At 62.1% G+C, this 25,506-nt stretch carries 23 protein-coding genes and 3 tRNA genes; 17 read left to right on the forward strand and 9 right to left on the reverse strand.

Annotated features, from left to right (window positions below; all coding sequences use genetic code 11):
• The first annotated feature begins 60 nt into the window (after window positions 1–60).
• Both QMG25_RS13505 and QMG25_RS13510 read left to right on the forward strand, forming a co-directional pair.
• Entirely contained in the window at window positions 61–471 is a 411-nt protein-coding gene (locus QMG25_RS13505) for a DUF3021 domain-containing protein (protein ID WP_283461045.1), read from the forward strand.
• A gap of 716 nt (window positions 472–1,187) precedes the next feature.
• Window positions 1,188–2,645, forward strand: coding sequence for a catalase (locus QMG25_RS13510; protein WP_283461047.1), 1,458 nt, complete (start codon window positions 1,188–1,190; stop codon window positions 2,643–2,645).
• A gap of 430 nt (window positions 2,646–3,075) precedes the next feature.
• Here QMG25_RS13510 and QMG25_RS13515 read toward each other — a convergent pair whose 3' ends face one another.
• The 3 genes from QMG25_RS13515 to QMG25_RS13525 form a co-directional block, all read right to left on the reverse strand.
• A complete protein-coding gene (locus tag QMG25_RS13515) occupies window positions 3,076–3,660 on the reverse strand; it encodes a TetR/AcrR family transcriptional regulator (protein ID WP_283461050.1) in 585 nt (194 codons plus the stop codon).
• A gap of 64 nt (window positions 3,661–3,724) precedes the next feature.
• Window positions 3,725–6,073 carry a YhgE/Pip family protein gene (locus tag QMG25_RS13520; protein WP_283461051.1) on the reverse strand — a complete coding sequence of 783 codons (2,349 nt, stop codon included), beginning with the start codon at window positions 6,071–6,073 and terminating at the stop codon, window positions 3,725–3,727.
• On the reverse strand, window positions 6,074–6,901 hold the full coding sequence (locus QMG25_RS13525) for a P-loop NTPase family protein (protein WP_283461053.1): 828 nt from the start codon (window positions 6,899–6,901) through the stop codon (window positions 6,074–6,076).
• A 293-nt stretch (window positions 6,902–7,194) separates the two neighbouring features.
• On the opposite strand from QMG25_RS13525, the gene dusB reads away from it, so the two are divergent.
• The 5 genes from dusB to QMG25_RS13550 all read left to right on the forward strand — a co-directional run bounded on the left by dusB (window position 7,195) and on the right by QMG25_RS13550 (window position 12,452).
• Window positions 7,195–8,376, forward strand: a complete 1,182-nt coding sequence (gene dusB, locus QMG25_RS13530) for a tRNA dihydrouridine synthase DusB (RefSeq protein WP_283461055.1) — start codon at window positions 7,195–7,197, stop codon at window positions 8,374–8,376.
• A gap of 383 nt (window positions 8,377–8,759) precedes the next feature.
• Entirely contained in the window at window positions 8,760–10,034 is a 1,275-nt protein-coding gene (locus tag QMG25_RS13535) for a deoxyguanosinetriphosphate triphosphohydrolase (protein WP_283461057.1), read from the forward strand.
• Window positions 10,035–10,130: 96 nt separating this feature from the next.
• Window positions 10,131–12,125 carry a DNA primase gene (gene dnaG, locus QMG25_RS13540; protein WP_283461059.1) on the forward strand — a complete coding sequence of 665 codons (1,995 nt, stop codon included), beginning with the start codon at window positions 10,131–10,133 and terminating at the stop codon, window positions 12,123–12,125.
• A 62-nt stretch (window positions 12,126–12,187) separates the two neighbouring features.
• A tRNA-Asn gene (locus tag QMG25_RS13545) sits at window positions 12,188–12,263 on the forward strand.
• A gap of 116 nt (window positions 12,264–12,379) precedes the next feature.
• Window positions 12,380–12,452, forward strand: a tRNA-Asn gene (locus tag QMG25_RS13550).
• A gap of 117 nt (window positions 12,453–12,569) precedes the next feature.
• Here QMG25_RS13550 and QMG25_RS13555 read toward each other — a convergent pair.
• Entirely contained in the window at window positions 12,570–12,947 is a 378-nt protein-coding gene (locus QMG25_RS13555; RefSeq protein WP_283461061.1) for a PadR family transcriptional regulator, read from the reverse strand.
• Window positions 12,940–13,371 carry a hypothetical protein gene (locus QMG25_RS13560; protein WP_283461063.1) on the reverse strand — a complete coding sequence of 144 codons (432 nt, stop codon included), beginning with the start codon at window positions 13,369–13,371 and terminating at the stop codon, window positions 12,940–12,942. Before QMG25_RS13560 ends, QMG25_RS13555 begins: the two co-directional genes overlap by 8 nt.
• 489 nt (window positions 13,372–13,860) lie before the next feature.
• Between QMG25_RS13560 and QMG25_RS13565 the strand changes: the two genes are divergently transcribed.
• From QMG25_RS13565 to yiaA, 3 genes are all read left to right on the forward strand, one after another.
• The gene (locus QMG25_RS13565; RefSeq protein WP_283461109.1) at window positions 13,861–14,094 is read left to right on the forward strand and encodes a glycosyltransferase; all 234 of its coding nucleotides are present in this window, start codon (window positions 13,861–13,863) and stop codon (window positions 14,092–14,094) included.
• 103 nt (window positions 14,095–14,197) lie between these two features.
• On the forward strand, window positions 14,198–14,482 hold the full coding sequence (locus tag QMG25_RS13570) for a dihydrofolate reductase family protein (protein WP_283461065.1): 285 nt from the start codon (window positions 14,198–14,200) through the stop codon (window positions 14,480–14,482).
• 106 nt (window positions 14,483–14,588) lie between these two features.
• Complete coding sequence (gene yiaA, locus QMG25_RS13575) at window positions 14,589–15,047, forward strand: inner membrane protein YiaA (RefSeq protein WP_283461111.1); 459 nt, start codon at window positions 14,589–14,591, stop codon at window positions 15,045–15,047.
• A gap of 145 nt (window positions 15,048–15,192) precedes the next feature.
• Here the strand turns inward: yiaA and QMG25_RS13580 are convergent, their stop codons facing one another.
• The 3 genes from QMG25_RS13580 to QMG25_RS13590 all read right to left on the reverse strand — a co-directional run bounded on the left by QMG25_RS13580 (window position 15,193) and on the right by QMG25_RS13590 (window position 17,708).
• Window positions 15,193–15,825: a DUF998 domain-containing protein gene (locus tag QMG25_RS13580; protein ID WP_283461067.1), complete on the reverse strand. Its 633-nt coding sequence runs from the start codon at window positions 15,823–15,825 to the stop codon at window positions 15,193–15,195.
• A 149-nt stretch (window positions 15,826–15,974) separates the two neighbouring features.
• A complete protein-coding gene (locus QMG25_RS13585; protein ID WP_283461069.1) occupies window positions 15,975–16,133 on the reverse strand; it encodes a hypothetical protein in 159 nt (52 codons plus the stop codon).
• A 354-nt stretch (window positions 16,134–16,487) separates the two neighbouring features.
• The gene (locus QMG25_RS13590; RefSeq protein WP_283461071.1) at window positions 16,488–17,708 is read right to left on the reverse strand and encodes a multidrug effflux MFS transporter; all 1,221 of its coding nucleotides are present in this window, start codon (window positions 17,706–17,708) and stop codon (window positions 16,488–16,490) included.
• A 321-nt stretch (window positions 17,709–18,029) separates the two neighbouring features.
• Between QMG25_RS13590 and QMG25_RS13595 the strand changes: the two genes are divergently transcribed.
• The 6 genes from QMG25_RS13595 (at window position 18,030) to QMG25_RS13620 (ending at window position 23,398) form a co-directional block, all read left to right on the forward strand.
• Window positions 18,030–18,857: a phage holin family protein gene (locus QMG25_RS13595; protein WP_283461073.1), complete on the forward strand. Its 828-nt coding sequence runs from the start codon at window positions 18,030–18,032 to the stop codon at window positions 18,855–18,857.
• An 82-nt stretch (window positions 18,858–18,939) separates the two neighbouring features.
• Complete coding sequence (locus QMG25_RS13600) at window positions 18,940–19,560, forward strand: CDP-alcohol phosphatidyltransferase family protein (protein ID WP_283461076.1); 621 nt, start codon at window positions 18,940–18,942, stop codon at window positions 19,558–19,560.
• The gene (locus QMG25_RS13605) at window positions 19,557–20,444 is read left to right on the forward strand and encodes a DMT family transporter (protein ID WP_283461078.1); all 888 of its coding nucleotides are present in this window, start codon (window positions 19,557–19,559) and stop codon (window positions 20,442–20,444) included. The genes QMG25_RS13600 and QMG25_RS13605 overlap by 4 nt, the downstream gene beginning before the upstream one ends.
• 67 nt (window positions 20,445–20,511) lie before the next feature.
• Window positions 20,512–21,708 carry a glycosyltransferase gene (locus tag QMG25_RS13610; RefSeq protein WP_283461113.1) on the forward strand — a complete coding sequence of 399 codons (1,197 nt, stop codon included), beginning with the start codon at window positions 20,512–20,514 and terminating at the stop codon, window positions 21,706–21,708.
• Between the two features lie 70 nt (window positions 21,709–21,778).
• Window positions 21,779–21,852, forward strand: a tRNA-Ile gene (locus QMG25_RS13615).
• Window positions 21,853–22,183: 331 nt separating this feature from the next.
• A complete protein-coding gene (locus tag QMG25_RS13620; RefSeq protein ID WP_283461081.1) occupies window positions 22,184–23,398 on the forward strand; it encodes an acyl-CoA dehydrogenase family protein in 1,215 nt (404 codons plus the stop codon).
• 39 nt (window positions 23,399–23,437) lie between these two features.
• Here the strand turns inward: QMG25_RS13620 and QMG25_RS13625 are convergent, their stop codons facing one another.
• Window positions 23,438–24,076, reverse strand: coding sequence for a M23 family metallopeptidase (locus tag QMG25_RS13625; protein WP_283461083.1), 639 nt, complete (start codon window positions 24,074–24,076; stop codon window positions 23,438–23,440).
• A 345-nt stretch (window positions 24,077–24,421) separates the two neighbouring features.
• Between QMG25_RS13625 and rpsB the strand changes: the two genes are divergently transcribed.
• Window positions 24,422–25,369 carry a 30S ribosomal protein S2 gene (rpsB, locus tag QMG25_RS13630; RefSeq protein WP_283461086.1) on the forward strand — a complete coding sequence of 316 codons (948 nt, stop codon included), beginning with the start codon at window positions 24,422–24,424 and terminating at the stop codon, window positions 25,367–25,369.
• The last annotated feature ends 137 nt before the right edge of the window (window positions 25,370–25,506 follow it).

The raw sequence follows: 25,506 nt of genomic DNA on the forward strand, positions 1-25,506 counted from the left end.
ATCGCGAATGGCCGAGCTCGGCAGCGCGAGTTCGCCAATTAGCGGTGATACGCTCACAGCATGTCGCCACTGCGTCTTGGACTGATCCTTGCGGGTGTTTCGGTCGTCATCTTTGGAGTGATGGGCGTTGCTTTACGTGCTGAGGGAGACTTGTCCGCCGCACGAAGCACATTCGCCGCAGGCGTGATCGCCGCAGCCACGAGCGGCACGTCCGTGATCTACCAAGTCGACCGATGGAAACTCTCCCGCCAGTCGGCGATTCATTTCGTGATCATGCTTTGCACCGTGCTGCCGGCTTTGTTCTGGAGTGGCTGGTTCTCGCTCGACAGCCCTCTCGAATACTTGGCAGTGGTCGGATACTTCCTCGTTGCAGGGCTCGTGATATGGCTGGTGATGTTTAGCGTGTTCGGAGTGATTCTGCCCAAGCATCGGGCAAGCCGGGACCCAACCCCAAGGAAACAACGGAGCTGATACCGAGACGCAACACTTCTTTTTCGCCTTTGGGCCACTTTGGACAACGGATCAAATTGTCCGCTTAGGCGCTTGGAACAGCGTGCAGTAGAGGGCCTGCCCGTTCACAGCACGGGTGGCCCGGGATCGGCAGGCAGTGTTTGCACCTTTGCAGGTCAGCAGCTGGTTTGTTCGGTGAGGAGCCTCTTGTGGGACCCTTCGATGGTGTCCATGCAAAATGCCTCTTTCGGGATGTTGCGAACGGACAACAGGCACTAATCTGTCTTCACAGCCCCTTGCGTGGTTCGAAAGCGTGGTTGCAGAAGGTTCCAAGACACGCCCGCAGCGTCGATCAGTGGCGCAGGCACCTGTTGCGACCCTGCTGCCGGACCGCTTCCGGCCATTGCGAACTTCGAGGAAGATCCTCCACAGGAGCATGCTTAGCCGTCCACCCGCGTACATTCCGATCATGCGAGGTCGGGCCGACTGTCATGTCGTCGGGGGCCAACATGGTGTTTTTCCGTTTTCTGAGGCGCTCCCAGCGGAAGCCCAATCACCCTGACCGACCTGACCATTGCGCAGGAGCGCTATGTCAGATAGATACACCATTTCACGAGTATTTTGAGACACAACGACTGCCCCGTGACTATAGTGGAAAAAGGGGCAGGGGCACTCTCGGGTGCTTTCCGGACACCGTTCGCGTCCCCGTTCCATTGGATTGATAGACGGGATTTATCATGACCGAGGAGAGTTTTACCACCACCACTGCGGGCATACCCGTTGAAAGTGACGAGCACTCACTGACTGTCGGGCCGGACGGGCCGATTCTGCTGCAGGATGCCTACCTGATTGAGAAAATGGCCCAGTTCAACCGGGAGCGAGTTCCCGAGCGTCAGCCGCACGCCAAGGGTGCCGGTGCCTTCGGCCATTTCGAGGTGACGCACGACGTCAGCGAGTACACCAAGGCTGATCTGTTCCAGCCAGGACGCACCACGGATATGTTGATTCGGTTCTCTACCGTGGCGGGTGAGCACGGCAGCGCGGATACTTGGCGTGATCCGCGTGGCTTCTCGATGAAGTTCTACACGACCCAGGGCAACTACGACCTGGTGGGCAATAACACGCCGGTGTTCTTCATGCGGGATCCGATGAAGTTTCAGGATTTCATCCGCTCTCAGAAGCGACGTGCCGATAACAACCTGCGCGATAACGACATGCAGTGGGATTACTGGTCGCTCTCGCCGGAATCGGCCCACCAGGTAACTTGGCTGATGGGCGATCGCGGGATTCCGCGGAGTTGGCGGAACATGGACGGGTTCTCCAGCCATACCTACATGTGGGTCAACGACGGTGGGGAGAAGTTCTGGGTGCGCTACCACTTCAAGACCAATCAGGGCATTGAGTTCCTCGCCCAAGAGGAAGCCGATCGTTTGGCCGGGTCCGACGGCGACTACCACACGCGCGACCTGTGGCAGGCGATCGAGCGCGGCGACTACCCCAGCTGGACGCTGAAAATGCAGATCATGCCCTTCGAGGACGCTAAAACGTATCGGTTCAACCCTTTCGATATCACCAAGACGATTTCGCAGAAGGACTACCCGCTGATCGAGGTTGGCACGATGACGCTGGATCGCAACCCGAACGATTACCACACACAGATTGAGCAGGCCGCTTTCTCCCCGAGCAACATGGTCCCAGGCATCGGGCCGAGCCCGGACAAGATGCTTCTGGGCCGTCTCTTCTCCTATGCCGACGCCCAGCGGCACCGGATCGGGGCGAACTACAACGAACTACCGGTCAATGCGCCCCAGTCCCCGGTGCACAGTTATTCCAAAGACGGACAAATGCGACACCACAACCCGGGCGACCCCGTTTACGCACCCAATTCCAAGGGCGGTCCGCGGGCGGACACGGAACGCTTCGGCGAACCGGCCGGCTGGCAAACCAATGGTGACATGGTGCGTGCCGCCGCGACCCTGCACTCGGAAGACGACGACTTCGGGCAACCGGGAACCCTGATCCGCGAGGTACTCGACGATGACGCGCGTGACCGGCTGGTCAGCAACGTCGTCGGGATGCTCCTGAACGGCGTGAGCGAGCAGGTTCTGCTGCAGACATTCGGTTACTGGCACAAGATCGACAAAAATATCGGTGACCGGATCGAGACGGGTGTGCGCAGCGGCCAACAGCAGTAACCGTCAACTTTCAGGGGTGCCGACGGTCCCCGGCCGACGAGACGCCATGCCCACAAACTATGAGACGACCAGACGGCCGTGGGCCACCACGCTGCGAAATGCACCACCCCACGAGGCGTGTCGAAGGGCGCGAGCACGGCTTGACAGGTTCGTGCCCGCGCCTTCCACAAAGAACAGTCCAACAGGCACGGTCCACCTGCAGATCCCTGAACTTCACACCCCTGAACCAACTCAGTGTCTGGAAACCTCTGTGTCTCATATCCCACGGGAGGCAGGACGGCCTTTGCGCTCTGGTCACACCCCAAAGAGTGCCGAAGTCTATGGCCACGGCTGCAGGAGCGGTGGTAATTACACCCCCGAAACTGCTGGAGCGATGGGTGGTTCACCCCCGAAACTGCAGGAGCGTCGGTAGGGAAGGGCGGGGCGAATGCTAGGGGGTGGCTCCCTTTGCCAGGCCACCGGAGAATGTGAACAGGATTGCTGCTGCGACCTCCGTCACCGGCGTGTCCGGGGTGAACAGCAGCCATTCCAGCCCGCCCATGAGCGTGGCCCCGAAAATGCCGCCGGCCATCAGCAGCCGGCTGCTCTCGGAGGTGCCCGCCGGAACCAGCGGCAGCAAAGCCGTGCCGATCTCCGCCACGGCCTCGCGGCGCAGTCCCGACGTGGTGTTTTGCCAGGCCCTGTCAGTGCGGAAAATCTCCGCCGCCATCATTTTGGCCAGCGCCCGGTTCTCCGCAATCAACGTCAGCATGTCGGTGACCATCGCCTCGATCGCAGCAAACCCGGCCGCCGACTCCCGTGCGGCACGCAGCGTATCCGACAACGAACCAACCCCCGTGGTCAGCAGCTCCTCAAACAGCTTGTCCTTGGACGCAAAGTTGTAATACACGCTGCCCTTGGCCACCCGCGCCCGCTCCGCCACCTCATCCATGGTGGTCCCGGAAATCCCGTGCGAGGCACCAAGCTCCAGCGCGGCGGCCAAAATGGCCTGTTTGGTGGCGGAGATGCGGGGCACGGGAATTCCTTTGCTTGGGGGAAAGTCATGGACGACGGCGGGAGGCGGGGGGTTGCGCTGTTGGCTACATCTCCAGTTCGGGATGCAGGCGCTTGATGGAGAACACGCGCTGGCGTCCCGCCGCGAAGGCGCTGATAGCCACCGAGCCCAGGGCCAAGAGTGCCAGGAAAGCCACCGAGACCCACAACCGGGAGTCTATTCCACCAGTCATCAGCTCCCTAAGTCCACTCACCACATAGCTGGCAGGCATGAACGGGTGCAGCGCCTGGAAGAAGCCGGGAGTGGTTTCCACCGGATACGTGCCGCCCGAAGAGCTCAGCATCAGCATCAGCAGCACCAAGCTGGCCACGCGTCCTGCTGCGGTGCCGAACACAATGATGAGCATTTGCTGCAGCGCCAGGAACGCCACGGTGGTGAGGTAAATGAAGGCAGCCATGGCCACCGGGTAGACGGGGTTCATGTCAAGGCCCCACAACAGCACGGCCACCATGATGACCACCTGTCCCAAGCCGATGGCAAGGGCCGGCAACAGGCCTGTCAAGACACTGCGCAGGCCGTTGGCCCCGGCGGCCAGGGCACGGGTGGGAAGGGCGCGCAGCAGCAGCCAGGAAATCAAGGCGCCCACAAAAGTGGCCAAGGCAATGAAGAACGGGGCAAAGCCCTCGCCAAAGCTGCCCGACTCATTCGCCCACTGCGCGTCGACGGCAACCGGGTTCGCCAGCACCTGCGACTTTTGTTCGAGCAGTTCGGCGGAGTCGTTCGGGACTGTTTGGCCGCCGTCGTGCAACTTGGTGGTGAGCTGGTGGCTGCCCGCCGAGAGCTTGTCGGCCCCGTCGGCGAGCGCGGTGCCGCCATCCAACAAGGTGCCGGTGCCGGTGGCCAGATCGGAGGTGCCGTCGCTGAGCGTGCCGGCCCCGGCGGCCAGTGCAGCGGCGCCGTCCCGGGCCGTGGTGGCACCGGAAGACAGTGCGCTGGCACCGCCGGAGACCTTCTCGGCGCCGGCAGCCAGGTTCGCCGAGCCGGCCACGGCACCTTGGGAGCCCTTCGCCAGTGCGGCGGCACCGGAATTCAGTGCCTCGGCACCCTTCGCCAGCTGGTCCGCGCCGGTTGCGGCGGCGGTGACGCCCGAGGACAGCGTGGTCACGCCGGTGGAAACTTCGCCGACCCCGTCGGCAAGCTGGGAGGCTCCTGCAGCCAAGGGAGTGGTGCCGTCGGTCGACAGCGAGTTGGCGCCCGCTGCCAGCTGCCCGGCACCCGCGGCCAAGGGCTGCACGCCCTCGGCTTGGAGCTTCTTCAAACTGTCCAACAAAGCGCTGGCAGGTGTTTCCGGGGGCAGGTTCTCGGCCGTGGCTATGAGCGTTGCCAGGTCGGCCGAGGTTTGGGCGGCCCCCGAAGAGAGGGTGTCGGCACTGCCGGCCAGCGTGGCCGCCGAACCCGAGAGCTTGGCTGCGCTCGCCGACAGCGATCCGGCCCCGGTGGATACCGAGACGGCACCCTTGTCGAGCTTCTGCGCATCGGGGACGGCGTTGCCCAGCGAGGTGGCCAGATCCTGGCTTCCCGTGGACAGGGTGGAGCTGCCGTTGGCCAGCGCGGTGGCGCCGGCGTTCAGGTCGACAAGGCCCGTGGCCAGCGTGTTGGCCCCGGTGGACAGCGATGAAGCGCCGGTGTCCAGGGTTGCTGCGCCGCCGGCCAGGGAGGAGACGCCCGTTGAAAGCGTGGCGGCCCCGTCGGACAGCTGGACGGCTCCGTCCTTGAGCGTGAGCGAGCCCGCGGCCAGGTCCTTCATGCCCACCACCAACTGGCCGGCACCGTCCTTGGCCGTGTCGATGCCCGAGGTGACCTCCGCAGAACCGTCCGCAGCGGCGCGCAGGCCGTCCCCGGCGTCGTGCAAGCCAACGAGCAGTTCGGAGGAAGTTTGCTCGCCGAGCTGCTCGGAAACGGCGTCGCGGACCTGGGCCATGGCCTGCTTTCCCAGGACGCTGGAGAGGAAGTTGTTGGTGTCGTTGAATTCGACGTCGAGCTGGGTTTGCGCAGGGGAGTCCGTGCCGACCGAGACGGCGTTCTTGGAGAAGTCCGCCGGGATGGTGAGGGAGAAGTAGTACTTGCCGTCGGCGACGCCGGATGTGGCGTCCGCAGCGTCGGTCTGCTCCCATTTCAAGTCCATGCCGTCCAGCAGCTTCGTGCTGAGGTCCTGGCCGGCGTTGACCACCTCACCATTGTTCGTGGCGCCGGTGTCCGCATTGACGAGGGCCACCGGCAGGGAGTCCATGTGCTTGTCGGGGGCCTGGAACGCCCACAGGTACAGGGCGCCGTAGATCAGTGGGATGAACAGCATCACGGCCACGGCGATCTTGGGCAGTTTGCCGCGCTTGAACCGGCTCAGTTCCGTGCCGGGGGATAAAAAGGCAAACATTTAGACGCTCTCCTTGATGAGTTCGTGCAGGGGTGTGGTGTCGTCGGCGTCCGTTGCGTCCGTTGCGTCCGTTGCGTCCGTTGCGTCCGTTGCGTCCGTTGCGTCCGTTGCGTCCGTTGCGTCCGTTGCGTCCGCGTCGGGGGTGTCGGAAGGGGGGCCGGCAGCTTCGGCGCTGATATCGACGACGAGGGGATTGATGCCACGCTCATCCCACAAGGCTGAATCGAGGGAGGACGCCGCCACCACCACATCCGTGCGTTTGGCGGCCACGGCGGCCAGCCGTTCCCAAATGATGGCGCGGGAGCCGCTGTTGCGAATTTGCTCGATGTCGTCGACGAACAGGACCTTGGGGCTGCCCATCATGGCCCAGGCAATACGCAGCAGGAACTTTTCCGTCTCGTCAAGGTCCCAGATGAGCGTGCCGGCAGTCGGGAGGGGCTGATCGCCAAAGACCGTGCCGCAGATGTCCGCAACGTCGCCGTCGTCGAGCTTGTGCACCATGGACCACCACGGTGAGAGCCAGGCGAGCCGTTCACGGAGCGTGGCGCCGACGGTGACGGACTCCTCCAGGCCGTCAATGCCGGAGAAGCCCGCCACGGCGCTGAGCTTTTGCACGGCGCGGAGCTGGCGGGGGAGTTCAAGCCCTGCCACCAGCAGCGTGCCGTCCTGGTGCCTCATCCGGCCGGCCAAGGTGAGCAGCAGCGAGGTGCGCCCGCTGCCTGCATCGCCGCGAAGAACGGAAAGTCCGCTGTCGAGGCTGAAGGTGAGTGGGCCGGATACGGGGCCGCGCCCTGCTGACAGCGCAAGGTTGTTGGCATGAATCTGCACAGTGGTTCCTTTGGTGGTTGATCTCCGCGGAGCAGCTCCGGGACGGGATCTTGCGGATCGGTGGTCCGGCCGCCGTGTGCTGCGGGGGACTGTCAGGTTCCTATCTTTGTACTGACTGGTCAGTTTAGCAAATTGATCGGGACATCCCGAACCTTGGAGCGAGAAATGCGGCCGCGACCTTGTCCACGGGTGACTGTGACGTGGGCCGGCTCCCGGCCGGTTGGCTGGGCAGTCGCCAGGGCGGGTGAAAAGCTCCTGGCGCTTAATTTGGACAGGTTTGAGAGAATTGTCAGGTGACTGTTACAGACCTCCCCTCCAGCGACACCAAAATCGACCTGCCGCCCTTGCAGATTGGCAACATCACGGTGGACACCCCCGTTGTGCTGGCCCCCATGGCCGGAATCACGAACACGGCGTTCCGCAGGCTGTGCCGCGAGCACGGCGGCGGCGTTTTCGTCTCCGAAATGGTCACCTCCCGCGCCCTCGTGGAGCGCACGCCGGAATCCATGCGCCTGATCAGCCACGACGAAGACGAGAAGATTCGCTCGGTGCAGCTGTACGGCGTCGACCCTGAAACCGTGGGCAAGGCGGTGCGGATGCTGGTGGAGGAAGATCACGCCGACCATATCGACTTGAACTTCGGCTGCCCCGTGGCCAAGGTGACTCGCCGCGGCGGCGGTGCTGCGCTGCCCTGGAAGATCGACCTCTTCACATCCATCGTGCAAACGGCTGTGCGGGAAGCGTCCAAAGGCGGGCTGCCGCTGACCATCAAGATGCGCAAAGGCATCGACGACGACCACCTGACTTATCTGGAGGCGGGCAGGATTGCCCGTGATGCCGGAGTCGCCGCCGTCGCGCTGCACGGCCGCACGGCCAGCCAGTTCTACTCGGGCAAGGCGGACTGGGACGCCATTGCCCGTCTCCGCGAGGCCCTGCCCGACATCCCCGTGCTGGGCAATGGCGACATTTGGAGCGCCGAGGACGCCATCGCCATGGTACGCCAGACCGGAGTTGACGGCGTGGTGGTGGGCCGCGGCTGCCAAGGCCGCCCGTGGCTCTTTGGCGACCTCATGGCCGCGTTCGAAGGCAGCGACGCCCGCCACAAGCCCGGCCTGGCCGAGATTGCCGCCGCCGTCTACCGCCACGCCGAGCTGCTGGTTGACACGTTCGACGACGAAAACAAGGCCCTGCGCGACATCCGCAAGCACATGGCCTGGTACTTCAAGGGCTACGTGGTGGGCGGGGATCTGCGCGCCCAACTCGCCGCAGTGCCCACCCTCGAGGTGCTGCGCGGCTTGCTGGACCAACTCGACATGGACTCCCCGTACCCCGGCGCCGACGCCGAAGGCCCCCGCGGCCGTGCCGGCACACCCAAGCGAACCGCCCTTCCTGCCGGATGGCTGGACGAGCGCACCATCAGCGGCTCGCAAAAAGTGGAAATCGCCGGCGCCGAACTGGACGTCTCCGGAGGGTAATCCCCGGCAGCTCCCAGCACTCGCAAGCTCGTAACGGGTCCCTCGCTGCTGTGGGCCCACCCAGCCGCTCGCGATTGACCGCTCATTGAGGCGGCGGGGGTGTGGTCCTGACCTTATTCGCAGGACTCGTCTCGAGTTCTGCGTGTAGGTGCTTCGGCGCCGAACTGGCCATGGGTTCTGCGTATGAATTCGGAGATAAACGCGTGACTTGCACCAGGCAGCAGCCGGGCCGTCCATAAATGCCGCAGTTTGACGGAAATGCCATGGAACAAACCCCGGCGAATCCGTCAAACAGGGGCATTTACCGTCTTGCCGCCCACAAGGCTGCCCGGGCCTGTGCGCAAGATGCCCGGCCGGTGCGGCGTTGGCCCTAAGCTGGGGTTATGTCCAGCGAATTGCAGCCCGTGTATCTGCCCCACGACCAAGAGCGGTGGGTGCAGGAAGCGCCCAAGACGAGCTTCCGCACAGTGTTCGAACGCGATCGGGCCCGGGTTCTGCACTCCTCGGCATTACGCCGGCTGGGGGCGAAAACCCAGGTCGTGGCACCGGACACCGACGACTTTGTGCGCACCCGGCTCACCCACAGCCTGGAAGTGGCGCAGATCGGCCGCGAACTTGGGCGCACGCTCGGTTGCGACCCCGATGTGGTCGACACCGCCTGCCTGGCCCACGATCTCGGCCACCCGCCCTTTGGCCACAACGGCGAATCGGTGCTCAACGACCTTTCACACACCATTGGCGGCTTTGAAGGCAACGCCCAAACGTTGCGCCTGCTGACCCGTCTTGAATCCAAGGTGCTCACCCCAACGGGCGGCTCGGCCGGGCTGAACCTGACCCGCGCCTCCCTTGACGCCTCGTCGAAGTACCCGTGGCTGGCTCCGGACGCACCGCTGATCGACGGCCGCCGCACCAGCAAGTTCGGCGCCTACTCCGATGATCTGCCCGTATTTGAGTGGCTGCGCAGGATGGCCCCGGCCGGCAAGACCTGCATTGAGGCTCAGGTCATGGACTTGGCCGACGACATCTCCTACTCGGTCCACGATGTGGAAGACGCCATTGTGGCCGGCCACGTGCAGCTCAAGTGGCTCGCCAATCAGGACCAGCGAAACCGCGTGCTGGGCTACACACAGCAGTGGTACCTGCCCGCGGCGGACACCGCCGAAATCGATGCCGCACTGCAGCGACTGGAGGCCACCGGCGTGTGGGTCCGCCATGCCGACGGCAGCCGGGCCTCCATGGCCGCGTTGAAGGACATGACCAGCCAGCTGATCGGCCGTTTTTGCCAGAGCGCCGTCGCCGCCACCCAGTCCATCTACGGAACGGGACGGCTCACGCGGTACGCGGCGGGCGTCGTCGTGCCCCGGGAAACCAACCTGGAAATCGCCGTCATGAAGGGCCTGGCCACCACGTTCGTCATGACCACCGACCACCGCCAACCCATCTACCAGCGCCAGCAGGACGTGCTCAGCGAGCTGGTGGCCGTGCTCAACGCCACCGGCGACGCCCATCTGGAGACCATGTTCGCCGCCGATTGGCGGGACGCGGACGACGACGATGCCCGGCTTCGGGTGGTCATCGACCAGATCGCCTCGCTCACCGATGTATCGGCACTTGCGCTGCACGAACGGCTGGTGGGTACCGAACGCACGCTGATGTAGGCGAGTGCACAGCGCGGGCGCGGCTCGGCTGTGCGCATTGTCCACAGGGCGTCGGGGTGGGCCACGGGGACGCCTGCGGTCACGTAAACTTGCCCTGTGGCTGGCTTGATTAAACGTGAAGACATTGACGAGGTGCGTACGCGCACCGACCTCAAGGAAATTGTTGACGCCTACGTCACACTGAAGTCCGCCGGAATCGGCTCGTACAAGGGGTTGTGTCCCTTTCATGACGAGCGCAGCCCGTCATTCCACGTGCGCCCGCAAATGGGATATTTCCATTGCTTTGGCTGCCAGGAAAGCGGCGATGTCATATCCTTCATCCAAAAGATGGATCACATTCCCTTTTCCGAGGCAGTGGAAAAACTGGCAGGCCGGCTCAGCTTCGAACTGCACTACGAGGATGGCGGCACCGGTCCCCGTCGCGAGGAAATCGGGCGCCGTCAGCGATTGCTCGACGCGCACAAGATCGCCGGAGAGTTCTACCGCGCACAACTGCTGACACCGCCTGCAACCGCAGGGCGTCAATTCCTGGCCGAACGCGGCTTCGACCGCGAGGCAGCCGAACGTTTTGGCGTGGGATTTGCGCCACAGGGCTGGGACGCCCTCCTCAAACACCTTTCAGGCAAGGGCTTCAGCACCGAGGAACTCAAGCTCACGGGCATGTTTTCCGAAGGCCAGCGCGGCATTTACGACCGCTTTCGGGGCCGCTTGATGTGGCCCATTCGCGACATTGCGGGGGACACGGTGGGCTTTGGCGCCCGCAAGCTTTTTGAAGACGACCAAGGGCCCAAGTACCTCAACACCCCGGAAACCACGCTCTACAAAAAATCCCAGGTGCTGTATGGGATCGATCTGGCCAAGCGCAGCATTGCCTCCAAGCGGCAGCTCGTTGTGGTGGAGGGGTACACCGATGTCATGGCCTGCCACCTGGCCGGAGTGGACACGGCGGTGGCCACGTGCGGCACGGCGTTTGGTGCCGAGCACATCAAGGTCGCCAGGCGCCTGCTCTCCGACGACGGCACGGGCGGGGAAGTGGTCTTTACCTTCGACGGCGACGCCGCAGGCCAGAAAGCGGCGCTGAAGGCCTTCGACGAGGACCAGCGCTTCGTGGCCCAGACGTATGTGGCCGTGGAGCCTTCCGGAGCCGATCCGTGCGAATTGCGCCAGCGCAAGGGCGACGAAGCGGTCCACGGGCTGATCCGCTCCCGCCGGCCCTTGTTCGAATTTGCCATTCGTTCCACCCTGGCCAAGTTCGACTTGAGCACTGTTGAAGGCAGAGTGAGCGGCCTGCGCGCCTCGGCCCCCGTGGTGGCCGCCATCCGAGACGGCTCCACCCGGATGGGATACAGCCAGGAGCTGGCCGGATGGCTGGGCATGGCCGACCCCAACGAGGTGCTGCGTGCCGTCAAGGGTGCCGAACGCCGGGTGCACACCCAGCAAGGGGCCAACACTCAGCATGGGAGCAAGGCGCCGGGACAGGCCGCGGCGCGTGGCGACGCCGGGCAGCAACGCCGGGACTTTGGCCAAGGCGGTCAGCAACGCGGTCAGCAAGGCGGTCAGCGAGGCGCACAGGGTGCGAACCCGGCCTCGGAGGCAGAACCGGCCCAGCCGGCATTCGTGCGACCGGATCCGCGTGATCCGCTGACGCGCATGGAGCGTGAAGCCCTGGAAGTTGTTCTGCAGCATCCGGGGCTGTTGACGGCGGGAAACTGGCAACACTTTGCCGCAACGGAATTTGTGGTTCCGGCGTACAAGGCCATACATCACGCCATCACGTTGGCGGGGGAGTCCCAAGCGGCCTCGTCCAAGTGGCTGGAGGCAGTGCGCGCCAATGGGCCGGATGAGCTGGAGTCGCTCGTTGCAGAGTTGGCGCTCAGCCCGCTGCCTGCGACAGGCGAGGCCACCCTCACGCGCTATTGCCGCGACATTTTGCGCCGGCTTTTTGAGCTGCAGATCACCCGGTTGAAGGAAGAGCGGCTGGGGGCCCTGCAACGCATGGACCCGACCGTCGATCCGCAGAGTTACCAGCTTCTGCAGCGCGAGTTGATGGAGCTGGAAACCGCCCGGAGGCAGTTGCGCGGAGACGGATAGGGTACCCACTTGGGCTCGATTTCACAACGGGCCAAGGCTTTGTTATTGTTGTTCCTGCACGATCCCCTATAGCTCAATTGGCAGAGCGTTCGACTGTTAATCGAAAGGTTCCTGGTTCAAGTCCAGGTGGGGGAGCCAAAGCAAAAATTGTCTCCGGTCTCAATGCGGGACCGGGGACAATTATTTTGCTCGTGCGCATAAATGACCTGTTTTGAATAAAACTGTGAATTTCTGTTAGTATTCAAGTGCTTCATTCCCCTATAGCTCAATTGGCAGAGCGTTCGACTGTTAATCGAAAGGTTCCTGGTTCAAGTCCAGGTGGGGGAGCTTGCATGCAGAACCCCCGCACTCAGCGCGAGTGCGGGGGTTCTTTCGTCTAATCAACCGTGGGTTCCCGGACGTGACCCGGGCCCCCTTCCCTGCCACAGCACACCGCCTGCTGTATCAGTCGCTCATTGTGCTGAGTCTTTGGAACGTCGGGTGGCGGGTGTAGCTCATCGTGGTGGTGAGGTGCTCGCGAAGAACGCGCTCGCCACTTTGGGTCAGTTCATAGACTTTGCGCTTCGCCCCGGTCCCCGGCGCCGGCTCCTGTTTGTGAATCAGCAGGTTGTGCTCTTCCAGCCGCCGCAGTGCCCGGTGCACGCTTTGCTGGTCAAACTCGAGGTTGCCGTTGGTTAGGTCGGCGATGGAAGCCGTGATCTGTGAGCTCCATGCCGGCTCGTCGTGCAAAGTGAGTAGGATCAATGTCATGAGTGCCGCCTTCTTGCAGGTCTCTTTCCACGAGGTCGCAACGACTGCCTCATAGGACGTCAGCTCAGGCATTGACATCTTCGTAGCCCTTCGACAGCAGGGTACCCAGTGTGTGAAGCAGCAACCCGGCACCCCAAATCAGCGACATTCCAAAGAGTGCACTCTGCCACGCGGCATCGACCAGGTTGCCATTGCCGCTGGCGAACAAAAGGCCTGCGTGCAACCAATAGCTGCCGTTGACAATGAGGTAGGTCAGGACATGCAGCAGGTAGCCTGCATAGGCACGTTGGCGCAGTGCACGACGCTGCCACCACAGAAACCACGCCATGTACAACGCGACGAGACTGAGCAGCAGCATGGACCAAACATCGACGCTGTTGTGGGCGATCAACGCAATGTAGAGCTGCACAACCAGTACTCCGCCGGCGATGACCAGCGTGTACCGGAGTAGTTGCTTGTTTGGGATCTTGCTGATCCCGGCTGGGCGAGTATCCATGATGTCAACCTCCGCTATAGGTAGTATTCCATAAGCATAGTACCTATTGTTGATCGAAGGAAGAGAAGGTCAAGAACAACTGCAGATGCTTGGCAGTCAAACCGACGTGCGGCACTCACTGCGGGCGACCACTGGTACCGTCATCAGTGCTGTAGGCCGTCAGAATCTGGTCCCGAAAAGCACTCATGGGCCACACCGGTGCGCCCGGGCTCGGTAGCATGCCCTCCTGCCAGTCCCGGGAAGAATTCTGGTCAAACACCATCGGATCGGCGGCGATGATTGCAAGGGACGCGTCACGGCCGGCTCGGGAACAGCGGACGGCGGCGAACTGCTGTGCGTTGCGTCCGTCAGCATGGCTAAGGGGCATGGAACGTTGGTCAACACATTGCTGCAAGCCACAGACTGTGAGTGGCGATGCACGTGTGCAGGTGCCCTGGACCTCGATTCCACCTTCAACCGTGAGCTGCGCCAACGGGCGGCTGGGGCGGGATTGCGGACCGTGTGAATTTCCCCGGCGCACTTGAGACTGCGGAACTGTCCGTCCGCTATGCAACGGCCGACGTGCTGGTGCTCGCCTCCCGGAGTGAAACATTCGGCATGGTGGGCACCGAAGCGCTTGCCCGCGGGATGCTTGCGATTGCCACAGAGGTTGGCGGCATACCGGAAGCGATGGGCCGGGGGATTTTGGGGACGGTTCCAGGCCGGCTCGTTCCCCGGGGATGACCCGGCTGGACCCGTCTGCGGAATTCTTCACAACGGGCGTGGCGGGCAAGCTTGTGTACTGCCCCAGCCGCTGCATGGAAGAGGCCCGTGTGCGGTTGGCGCCGTGGCGACGGTGGTCGACGGCGGCCCGCAGATTGGCATGGCCCGGCCCAGCGAAGACTTGTACTCCAGGGGAGTGCGGCGGCTCATGGTCGAGGGCGGGGAAAAGATCCACGCGCAGTTCCTGGCAGCAGGCTTGGCGGACGAGCTCCAGCTAGTGGAGGCGCGCCCCATCGGCGACGCCGTCCTTTGCGCGTTATGCGCTTTCGGCAAGGTTCGACGGCGTTCGGCCGGCAGACTGAGACTCACTGTCACCCACGTCGCAGCTAAGCGAACGACCCGCATATAGAATGGTCAAAATCGCGGTTCTTTACCCACAAAATGGCTGCTACCCCTTGTATACGACCGCCACAACCAAGCAAAGTGAGTGAAAATCCATGAATTTATAGACGAATATCGGTGCGCCATATCGTCCAACACCGGCATTTATTGGGGCGTCGTGGGTGGCTCTCATCATTGGTCTGGGTTCCTATTTCATCGGATTGTTCAATGCCGAAATGGCGCTGAACGAAAAGGGCTACTACTTTGTTACGTTGATGTTTGGCTTGTTTGCTGTGATTTCACTGCAAAAGAGTGTTCGTGACCGTAGCGAAGGTATTCCGGTGACCGCCATTTATTACGGGCTGGCATGGTTCTGTACCGTGCTCGCTGTGGCGCTTGTGATTATTGGGTTGTGGAACGCCGACTTGCTCCTCAGCGAGAAGGGCTTCTTCGGACTGGGATTCATTCTGAGTTTGTTTGCGGTTGTTGCTGTCCAAAAGAATGTTCGTGATAGCGCCGGTGCCAATTCTGCTCAACCGATCGAAGAACTGCAGTCCGGACCAAGTTGCCCAAGCAACACTGTAGGCGAATAGCTGGGCAGCCGGGCCCGAAGGATTGTGGCGGCGATGTAGAACTTTGGCGCACTGGCAGCTGTGCTGGACGGCGGCCCGCAGGTGGGCATGGCGCGCCTCAGCGAGGTGCCAGGCGCACGGCTGGCGGGCTGAGTGGAGGGATCGGTTACCGCCGCCGGTCCAATCCCCTGATGGCCGTACACACCGCCATCGCCCAGCCAAGAACGCCGGCGAGGCAAACCCGCTCGGCGAGACCCAGAAGATTCGGCTTAAGCGCGGTGGTCAACCCCAGGGATGCGAGCCCGAAGGCAGCAATTGCCGCAAGGCTGAGTGCCGCTGGGAAGGCTTTCGCCAGTTCCGTATTGAGGCGTATCCAGCGGGTCAGCACAAGAATACCGGCCAGCGCAGCGAGGAATCCCGAACCGGCCACAACGAGATGCACGGTGCCAACCGTCGTCGCCGGTCCCGGACCAACGTCGGTCGGGAAAAAGGCGAGGACGGCCGAGCTAAGTCCCCCTACAGACATCAGAACCGTTCCGGTCCGCCGCAGGCTGGAGGGCCAACCGACCCGATTGATGGCGGCGACAGCGCAGAAGGTGGTGATGGTCCGGCCAAGAAAATTCAAGTTCATGATCCACCCGAACTGGCCAACGGCGAGGTTGCTTTCGGCATCGCTGATCACGCTGTAGTGCGGTGGCATGAACTGGAGCGTGACGTCCACGAGGACGTAAACGGCGACACCAGCCGTGGCTGCGGTGGCCAACCGCCGTCGGGCCGTGTTCGGTGTTGGCAGCATCATGGCTCCAGTTTTCCACAGCACGCCACCGTTTTCGGTTAGGCCGCCGGACGGCGCAGGCGAGACAGACCAAAATCCAACGCGACAATGGCGCAGCTCAGATGCGGATTGGTCCGGGGTGGACCGGCTTGCGGGGCATGCCGGGCCACACCTCAGGCGTCGTCGGTCATTGCTGTGGTCGCCGCCGGCTCCACCGATCGAACGAGGTGCTGCAGGCACCGCCATGCCAGGATGGCGAAGACCAGCCACGGCGCCAACGACAGTAGCGAGAACACCAGACCCACCTGCCCGCAGTTGGAGGGGACCGCCATGAGAAGAATGGCGCTCGACAGACCTCAAGCCGCTGTGGCCCGAGTATGGATCGAAGACCGCAGCAGGAGGATTGTCACGACCAGCAGCGTCGCGCATCCGAGGAAGTAGAAGACATCGCGAGCCGGGCCATTCCCGCCGCCTGTAACTCGATGCTGGTGCCCCGCTTGCATCTGCTAGGTGGGGGCACCACGCATGGATTGGGAGATCAGCGTTAAGCCTCGGTTATCGGTGTGCACAATGAATTTAGGCCCGGAGCCAAACCTCGATCCATTCGCTGCAGAGCATGCCATGGCCGGCAGCGAGAAGCTGTGCTGACCACTTCTGGCTGCCCCGGTGGCAGTCCGGCGGGACAGTTAGAAGGCGGGCACCGTATTGGGCCGGACAACGAACCACAGCACGGCCATGGCCAGCAGGATGCAGGTGCCCATGATCAACGCCATGGGCGTTGCCGTGGCCACCCCGATAAAGCCCACAACGGGGGTGATGAGCCCGGCAAAGGCAAAGTTGGTGGCACCCATCAGCGAGGCGGCGGTGCCCGCCTGCTTCCCGTGGCGGGTCAGCGCCTGGACCTGCACGGAAGGGAACATGAAGCCTGTGGCACAGATGAAGAACCAGAGCGGGACAATGACTCCCCACAGGCCAAAGCCGAGTTGGTCAAAGACCACCATGACCAGCGCCGCGGCCACCTGGGCAATCGTGGCCCAGACGAGGACCCACTGTGGTCCGATGCGGCGCATGAGGCGCGAGGCGACTTGCACCCCCGACACGATGCCGAGGGAATTCACGGCGAACAAATAACCGTACTGCTGCGGAGTGAAGTTGAACGTGGTTTGAAACAGGAACGTGGATGCGGAGAGATAAGTGAACAAGGCTGCAAAGTTCAGTCCGCCCACCAAGATGGTGCCCACGAAGATCCTGTCGCTGAACACCGCCCTGTACCTGTCGGCGACGCGCACGCCGTCGAACTTTCTTTTCTCCGCCGGCAAGGTCTCGACGATGAATACGGAGGCGGCGACCACCACCATGGCACCGTAGGCGGCCAGGAACCAGAAGATTCCCGGCCAGTCCACGATGCCCAGCAGCTGGGAACCGATCACGGGGGCCAGGATTGGGGCCATGCCGTTCACAAGTGCCATGCGGGAGAGCATCTTGACCAGCTGGTACCCGCCGAAGAGGTCGCGGATCATGGCCATCGCCACGACGGCCCCGCCGGCAGCTCCGATGCCTTGCAATACACGGAACATGCCGAGCATGGTGATGTCCGTGGACATGGCGGCGCCAATGGAGGCGCCCACATGCACTGCGGTGGCCAGAATCAAGGGGATCCTGCGCCCAAATTTGTCGCTGAACGGGCCCACCACCAGCTGCCCGGCAGCAAAGCCTATGGTGGTGGCGGTCAGGGTCAGCTGGACGGCGGTTGCACTGACGCCCAGTTCCTCGCTGATGATGGGGAATGCCGGCAGGTACAAATCGACAGTGAAAGGACCCAGCGCCGTCAATAGGCCCAACACCAAAACATAGATCAGCTTTTGCCGACGGGACAGGGAATCACCTGGGTGAATGGTGGTGGTCAAAACAAGAATCCTCAAAAATCATGGTGTGCGCGCAAGTGTCGGACCGCAGTGGAAACGAACTGCCCGATGGTTCATGGTATGTGCTTTTGGGAAGCTGCCACGACGAAGCGGACCCCTGTGCCGACCGCCTCGAGGCATCGACTCCGGCGGAGGTGTTGCCATTTCGCAACCATGCCCCGGGACGGCAGAGTCCACGTCAAGCATGATGGATGGTAATTTTGACTCTACGGCAGTGCCTTTACCAGAAGGAACTGCAAAAATTTCGGGTTTGTGTGCGTCCCGCAGGGGATTCCTCGGATCCTAACTACGGAGGCGGTCTCAGTGACGGATGCGCAAAAGGACGTGCATATCGCGTCGGATGAAGGCTTGAAGGCCAGAGGGTCTGCGCTGGTGGAGACGGCAAAGACTGCCTTCCGCTTGGTGCCGCGTCAGCTCAACGATGAAATTGCGTTGGCCAAGCTGGAATTTGAGCACAAGAAATCCCGTATCAGCGGCGTGGCAATCTTTGCCGCGCTGGCCTTGGTGTTTGCGGCACTGCTTGTCATCGCCCTCGTGGTGGCTGCCATTGCCGGACTGGGCACCGTATTGCCGTTGTGGCTGTCGGCGCTGATTGTCACCGGCGCGCTTCTGGTGCTGCTGGGCATCTGCGGATTGGTGGCCTTTAAGAAGTTCAAGTCCCTGCTTCCGTTGTTGCCCGAGCACGCGTGGCGCGGTGTTCGCCACGATATGGGCATCGCCCAGCACGGCCGCGACTTTGACCCGGCCACGCTTGACCCGGAGCCGCTGACCCGGGAGGAGAAGCGGGCGAAGAAGGCCGAGGCCGAGGAAGCCAAGGCGAAGGAGGATGCCGAGCATGCTGCCAAGGAAGCCGAAAATGGTCCCACGGCCAACACCACCGAACTTCTTGCGCGCACCAAGGCACGCCGCGAACACTTGCTGAGGCTGCGTGAGGAGCTCATGGAGGAAGCGGACGTCAAGAAGCAGGCGACGTTCCTTGTCTCAGCTGCCAAGGAGTCCGTGAACCACGCTGCTGCCGGCGCCGTGCACCAGGGGGTCGACACCGTCAAGGAACGCTGGAAGCCCTTGGCCATCTTTGCCGTCTCGGCCACCGCCTGCGTTGTGCTGGTGCGAAAGTTGATAAGGAAATAGTCCCGCCTCCCACGGCATTGCCACAACATTGTCGCAATCAAACCGGCGCCACCGGCGCCGGCCGCACCAAAGATGAACAGGGGTGACTGAAATTTCCGGCAATTCCAGCGCTTCTGCGGTGGGTTCCGATGCCATTCTTACGGTCCCCAACATCATCACGGTTGTCAGGTTCCTTGGCACCCCCTTGTTTGTGTGGCTTGTCCTTGCACGCCAGGAATATGGGTGGGGAGTCTTTGTCCTGGCCATGATGGGGTGCACTGACTGGATCGATGGTTTCGTGGCGCGCAAGCTGAACCAAACCTCCAAGCTGGGCCGGATCATGGATCCAGTGGCTGACAGGGTGGCACTTGTTGCCGTCGTCATCACCATGGTGATTGCCGGACTCCTGCCGCTGTGGTTGCTGCTGCTTTTGTTGATTCCCGACGTCGTGCTGCTGGGCGCCACGCTGTACTTCTTTCGCGGAGACGCGGATCTGAAGGTCACCATGCTGGGCAAGACGCGCACGGCCGTGCTGATGATCGGCACTCCGATGCTGCTCTTGGCGAAAGCCTTGGAATCGGAATTCACCTTTATCCTCAGCTGGGTGTTGCTTGGCGCAGCCATGATCATGCACGTCATCGCGTTCAGCCAGTACTTTGTGGCTCTTCAGCGCAAGCATCGCGAACTGCACATGCCAGCTGCCCCGATGCAGGGCCGTCCATGATGTGGCTTGCCGTTGTGTGCGCCGTGGCGGGCGCATTTTTTCTGGCGTTTGGTGCCCAACGGCAGGGCAGTGCGGTGCAAAACAACACCGGTGGTCTGGCGCTTGGCGGGGCGGGCTTTCTGCGGCTGCTGCGCAACCCCCGCTGGGTGCTCGGGCTCATTTTGCTGGGCACAGGCACGGCACTGAATGTAGTGGCGCTCACCTTGGGAACACTGACGGTGGTGCAGCCCATCGGTGCCATTGCCCTGGTGATCACCACGATCGTGAACTCCCGCGACCAGGGGATCCGTCTCAATCGTGCGACAGTGGTTTCCGTTGTTGCCTGTGTTGCCGGCAGCGCACTGTTCGTGCTGCTTGCTGTGGGTGTGGTGAGTGAAAACACCCACGTTGATGCCGCGCAGGAACTGACGGTCGTGCTGCTGCTCGCCTGTGTGCTGACCTTCTTTGGCGGGATATTTTTCATCTTCAAGCGGCGCCTCAAGGCCTTCTTTTACATTGTGGGCTCGGGCGTGCTGTTTGGCTTCGTTGCGGTATTGACCCGCATTATTTCCAGGCAAATCTTCGACCCCAATGGACTTTTTTTGTTGAATGTCCAGTGGTATTCGATCATTGCGATAGCTGCGGCCGGAGGGCTTGGCAGCTGGTTTGTGCAAAGCGCCTATGCCAGCGGCCCGCCGGATCTTGTGATCGCAGGGTTGACGGTCATCGACCCGATTGTGGGCATCAGCATTGGCATCACCATCTTGGGTGAGCTGAACGACTATGTTCCACCTGTCGTGGCCGTTGCCATGGGAGGGGCTGCGATCCTTGCTATCGTTGGGGTTATCGCGTTGTCAAGGCACCACCCGGACGTGGTCAAACGGCGCAAGGCCGCCAAGAAATAGCAGTGCCGGCAACGAGCCGACTTGCGGACCATCCAAGAAGCCACCAGGAGTTTTATCCGTGTCACCCATCCCGAGTGAAGGCGCCGACAAGCCGCTCACCATCTTGATTGCCGCAGACACCTACCCTCCGCACATCAACGGTGCAGCTCAGTTTTGCCTCCGTCTGGCAACGGGAATGACTGCCAGGGGACACGATGTGCACGTGTTGGCCTGCCGGGCGGACGGCGGCCCCATGTTTACCGAACAACGTCCCGAAGCGACGGTGCACCGCCTGCGGTCGCGGCCGGTCCCCACCCACGAGTACTTCAGAATCTGCCTGCCGTGGGAGATCAAGAAAGACATCGCCACACTTTTCGATGTGATCAAGCCTGATGTGGTGCACGTGCAGAGCCACTACATGATTGGTGAGCACGTGGTGTACGAGGCTGTGCGCCGAGGAATCCGTGTTGTGGCAACCAACCACTTCATGCCGGCAAACCTCAACCCGTTCCTGCCGTTCCCGCAGTGGTTCAAGAATATTGTTGGCCGTGTATCCTGGCGCGACATGGGCAAAGTCATGAGCCAAGCCGACGTTGTGACGACACCCACTCCTTTGGCCGCCAAGGCCATGCACGAGCACGCCTTCCTGCGTAAAGTCTTGCCACTGTCGAACGGCATCGAGGCCGGCAACTATGAATTGGCCGAGGGGGAAACCCTCCCGAGCCACAACTACCCGATCGTCTCATTTGTGGGCCGCCTTGCCGATGAAAAGCACGTTGATATCCTCATTGACGCAATTGCCAAGACTCCCGCGGATCTGAACCTCCACCTGGTGGTGGTGGGTGGCGGAGAGGTGAAGTCCGCACTCAAGGCACAGACCGAGAAGCTGGGCATGTCTTCGCGGGTGACTTTCACCGGATTGATCAGCGATGAAGAACTGCGCGAGGTGTACCTGAAGACCGACGTGTTCGCCATGCCAGGCACCGCCGAGCTGCAGTCCCTGGTGACCTTGGAAGCCATGAGCGCCTCCACCCCGGTGGTGCTGGCCGACGCGATGGCACTTCCCCATCTGGTCAATCCCGGAGTCAACGGCTACCTGTTCATACCGAACGACAGCGACGATCTTGCCGAGAAGATCACCACCATCATGAGGTTGTCCCCTGAGGACCGTGCGGCCATGGGGGCCGCAAGCCACGCCATGGTGGCCCGCCACGGTCTGCAGGCAACACTTGACACCTTTGAAGACATTTATCGCGGCGGCAGCTACGAAGATCATGCAGTTTAGGAATTAACCCCTTAGGATTGTGGGAGTGCTTTTTCTTGAGCGGCATTTTCAGGGCAGGGCACCTTTGCATGGGGCCATAGCTCAGCTGGTTAGAGCGCGGGACTCATAATCCTAAGGTCCTCGGTTCAAGTCCGAGTGGCCCTACACGCAAATCCCCCGGAATCATCATGGTTTCGGGGGATTCCTGTTTTAACGGCGATGCCTGGTGGTCGAGTCTGCCCCGGTGGTCGAGCCTGTCGAGACCCATTTGCGTGCTTCTGTTTGGACTATTGCGCACGGTTGGCTCGATACATTGCGCCACTGCGAGGGTGGCGGCACATTCGGGCCTAATGGTGCGCAGGCGTCAAAGTCATAGCGGGGCAGCAGGTCTCGATGGACTCCGCGCCGACGGAGCTGTTGCCTGGATCACGCAAAGACGGTATGTTACTCATGAGTAACATGTTTGGTGCTGGGCCGAGCTGTTGACTGTCCAACTATGAGTTCAAGCAAAGGAATGACCGTGTCCAAGGCTGCTGTTGACCTAAACAACCTTCCCTACGCCGATGGCGACTTCTATGGATTCGAGCAGATGCTCTCCAGCGAAGAGCAGGAACGCCTCCAGGATCTTCGGGACTTTTTGGCCAAGGAAGTAAAACCCATTGCCACCGATTGCTGGAACCGTGGGGAATTCCCCATGGAGATCATCCCCAAACTGGCGGAGCTGGACATCATGAGCCCTGTCCACAGGCAGGGCCACTCCAGCTTGTTTGCCGGCCTGAGCCACGCTGAATTTACCCGCGCGGATGCCTCGCTGGCCACATTCATGGGAGTGCACGACGGCCTGTTCACCGGCTCGATCGAAGCACTCGCGTCCGAGGAACAAAAGGCCGCATGGCTGCCCGACATCTACGCCATGAAAAAGATTGGCGCGTTTGGTTTGACGGAGCCGCTGGGTGGATCGGATGTGGCGGGCGGCACCCGCACCACGGCCGTGCGCGACGGCGACAACTGGATTCTCAATGGCGCCAAGCGCTGGATCGGCAATGCCACGTTCTCGGACTGGGTGGTCATTTATGCCCGCGACGTGGCAGACAACCAGGTCAAGGGCTTCCTCGTCGATACCGCCCTGCCCGGCTACAGTGCCAGCAAAATTGAAAACAAGATAGCGCTGCGCACAGTGCAAAACGCCGACATCCTGCTTGAGAATGTGGTGGTGCCGCACGAGTGCAAGCTTGCAGGAGGCAACAGCTTCCGCGATGTCAACAAGGTTCTCAAGGTCACCCGCCTGTCCGTGGCGTGGCAGGCCGTGGGGCAGCAAATGGCGGCATTCGACGTCGCTCGCCGCTACGCCGTGGAGCGTCAGCAATTTGGGCGTCCCATCGCCTCCTTCCAGATGGTCCAGGACCAGCTGGTGAAAATGCTTGGCAACACCGTGGCCTCAACGTCCATGATGGTCAGGCTGTCCCAGTTGGAGGACCTTGGCCAGGCCAAGGACGAGCAGTCGGCCCTGGCCAAGGCATTCACCACGGAGCGCATGCGCGAAACCGTGGCCATGGGCAGGAGCCTCTTTGGCGGCAACGGCATCGTCACCGATTACGAAATGGCCAAAATCTTCGCCGACGCAGAGGCCATCTACTCCTATGAAGGCACCTACGAGATCAACACCCTCGTGACGGGCCGTGCAATCACAGGGATCTCCGCCATCGTGTAGTATCCCCGGGTGACGTTCCCCAATACTCTGGGACCCGATTCATTCCAGCAGGGGGAGCAGCACCGAGGGGCGCAAATCCATGATGAATTGCAGCGGATTCAAATATTCGTCCCCGCGACGGACGCCCCAGTGCAGGCAGCTGGACACACCCGAAGCGCCTCCGTCGCAATGCGTGGTTCCTTCAACAACGCCCACAACTTGACCCCGCTTGACCGCGTCGCCGGCCTTCAAGGGCGAGACTGCTGGCTCAAAACTCAACCGCAGCCCCTCGGGCGTGGCCATGGTCAGCACGAAACGGTCCACCACGTTCCCCGAAAATGACACCACCCCGCCTGTGGGTGCCAACACCGCAGTACCTTGCGGGGCAGCCAGATCGACGCCGCGGTGCCCGGCCAGCCACGGCTTGGCCGGAGGGTCGAAGACATGCACCACCTGCGGCTTCCCTGCCAGCGGCCAACCCCAGGCGAGGGAGGCCGGCAGGGGAGCAGCCGACGTCGGACGTGTTCCGGCGAGTGCAGCGGAACGCGGCACCGCAGGCTCGCTGCCAAGAACTGTCTTGACCGGCATGGAAGCAGTCATGGCAAGCAGCAGGAGCAGGACGGCCAGAAACGATCCCGGCAGCCGTGTTGCCCGAAACAAAGGCCGGGAACAAAGTCTGGAGCCAAAGAGGAGATTCATTCCTTCAGCCTGCACCTATGCCGGGAGCGCGGGGCGGCCAGCGGAAAAAGTGTGGGGAAGGTGCCTGGCAGGAGGGGTTGTGGGGGACTGGCGGTGGTCAGTCGATGTTGCTGCACTGTAGTAGCATTGTGGGAGCAGTGTGCTGATTGTGCACTGACTTCGCGCACCCCGCCCTGATGAGGTACCGGAAGAACTTCTGGATCCTGCTGATGGATTGTGCCCATACGGTCCGCCTCACGGTGGTTGATGGAATGCATGATGGGTGCCAGGAGCGCAGGAACTGACCGGATTTCCGGGTGGAACCAAGCGCTAAACAACCGTAAAATTACAAGAAGGAGCGCCGGCATGCCCGTCGTAACAATGCGCCAGCTGCTTGACAGCGGCGTCCACTTTGGACACCAGACCCGTCGTTGGAACCCGAAGATGAAGCGCTTCATCCTCACGGAGCGCAACGGCATCTACATCATCGACCTGCAGCAGTCACTGTCCTTCATTGACCGCGCGTACGAGTTCGTGAAGGCCACCGTTGCCCACGGCGGCACCGTGCTCTTCGTTGGCACCAAGAAGCAGGCTCAGGAAGCAATTGCCGAGCAGGCTACCCGCGTGGGCCAGCCCTACGTGAACCAGCGCTGGTTGGGTGGCATGCTCACCAACTTCCAGACGGTTTCCAAGCGCATCTCGCGCATGAAGGAACTCGAAGAGATCGACTTCGACGACGTTGCCGGCTCAAGCCACACCAAGAAGGAGCTCCTGCTCCTCAAGCGTGAACTGACCAAGTTGCAGACCAACCTCGGCGGTATCCGCAACCTGACCAAGGCACCTTCAGTGCTCTGGGTTGTCGACACTCCGAAGGAACACCTCGCCATCGACGAGGCCCACAAGCTGAAGATCCCGGTTGTTGCCATCCTGGACTCCAACTGCAACCCCGACGAAGTTGATTTCCCGATCCCGGGCAACGACGACGCCATCCGCTCCGTTGCACTGTTGACCCGTGTGATCGCCGACGCCGTTGCTGAAGGCCTCATCGCCCGCAACGCCAAGGCAACGGGCAACGCAGAAGCACCGGCCGAGCCCCTCGCCGAGTGGGAGCGCGAACTCCTCGAAGGGGAAAAGGCTGCAGAAGCTCCGGCTGAAGCTGCCAAGGCTCCGGCCGAAGCTGCAACCGAGGCTCCGGCCGAAGCTGCAACCGAGGCTCCGGCCGAAGCTGCAACCGAGGCTCCGGCTGAAGCCGCAACCGAGGCTCCGGCTGAAGCCGCTGCCGAGGCACCTGCCGAAGCTGCAACCGAGAAGTAAGATTTTCTCCTGGACAGGGCCGCAGGGAGTGATCCCCGGGGCCCTGTCCACGAAGTAACCAGATGCTGGCAGGATCGCACCGCCCGAGGGCAAAGTGGTCCTGCCAGAACTGGCCTACTACTGATTTGAATTTGTAA

This window comes from Arthrobacter sp. H35-D1, assembly GCF_030063185.1.
GTDB lineage: Bacteria > Actinomycetota > Actinomycetes > Actinomycetales > Micrococcaceae > Specibacter.

Excerpts from the sequence above, each read along its gene's own strand:
- QMG25_RS13505 (WP_283461045.1), top strand. The coding sequence starts at position 61 with ATGTCGCCACTGCGTCTTGGACTGATCCTTGCGGGTGTTTCGGTCGTC.
- QMG25_RS13510 (WP_283461047.1), top strand. The coding sequence starts at position 1,188 with ATGACCGAGGAGAGTTTTACCACCACCACTGCGGGCATACCCGTTGAA.
- QMG25_RS13520 (WP_283461051.1), bottom strand. The coding sequence starts at position 6,073 with ATGTTTGCCTTTTTATCCCCCGGCACGGAACTGAGCCGGTTCAAGCGC.
- QMG25_RS13535 (WP_283461057.1), top strand. The coding sequence starts at position 8,760 with ATGTCCAGCGAATTGCAGCCCGTGTATCTGCCCCACGACCAAGAGCGG.
- QMG25_RS13555 (WP_283461061.1), bottom strand. The coding sequence starts at position 12,947 with ATGCCTGAGCTGACGTCCTATGAGGCAGTCGTTGCGACCTCGTGGAAA.
- QMG25_RS13560 (WP_283461063.1), bottom strand. The coding sequence starts at position 13,371 with ATGGATACTCGCCCAGCCGGGATCAGCAAGATCCCAAACAAGCAACTA.
- QMG25_RS13580 (WP_283461067.1), bottom strand. The coding sequence starts at position 15,825 with ATGATGCTGCCAACACCGAACACGGCCCGACGGCGGTTGGCCACCGCA.
- QMG25_RS13585 (WP_283461069.1), bottom strand. The coding sequence starts at position 16,133 with ATGGCGGTCCCCTCCAACTGCGGGCAGGTGGGTCTGGTGTTCTCGCTA.
- QMG25_RS13605 (WP_283461078.1), top strand. The coding sequence starts at position 19,557 with ATGATGTGGCTTGCCGTTGTGTGCGCCGTGGCGGGCGCATTTTTTCTG.
- QMG25_RS13620 (WP_283461081.1), top strand. The coding sequence starts at position 22,184 with ATGAGTTCAAGCAAAGGAATGACCGTGTCCAAGGCTGCTGTTGACCTA.
- QMG25_RS13625 (WP_283461083.1), bottom strand. The coding sequence starts at position 24,076 with ATGAATCTCCTCTTTGGCTCCAGACTTTGTTCCCGGCCTTTGTTTCGG.
- rpsB (WP_283461086.1), top strand. The coding sequence starts at position 24,422 with ATGCCCGTCGTAACAATGCGCCAGCTGCTTGACAGCGGCGTCCACTTT.